The sequence below is a fragment of the Polynucleobacter sp. MWH-Berg-3C6 genome (assembly GCF_018881855.1).
Taxonomy (GTDB): Bacteria; Pseudomonadota; Gammaproteobacteria; order Burkholderiales; family Burkholderiaceae; genus Polynucleobacter.
Genome location: NZ_JACVPN010000022.1, coordinates 1 through 255 on the forward strand (window position 1 = coordinate 1; position 255 = coordinate 255).

Below are 255 nucleotides of genomic sequence, written 5' to 3' on the forward strand. Positions count from 1 at the left end.
TCTAAGGACTTAGGGCAAAACGTAGTCGTGGAAAACAAGCCTGGTGCTGGAGGCAATATCGCTGCTGAATCTGTAGCGCAATCTCCTGCTGATGGATACACCATCATGCTTACCTCCGGAAGCATGCCCACCGTTAACCCAAATCTCTATAAAAAACTGCCAGTAAATTACGCTAAAGACTTTGTCTACATTACCAATGTAGCAACTGGACCGATGCTTTTATCTGTAAGCAATAAGATCCCCGTAAAAAATGTC

At 43.9% G+C, this 255-nt stretch carries 1 protein-coding gene; it reads left to right on the forward strand.

The window, feature by feature from the left end; translation table 11 throughout:
* The coding region (locus tag ICN13_RS10065; RefSeq protein WP_255534129.1) for a tripartite tricarboxylate transporter substrate binding protein at positions 1-255 on the forward strand (255 nt) is incomplete at both ends.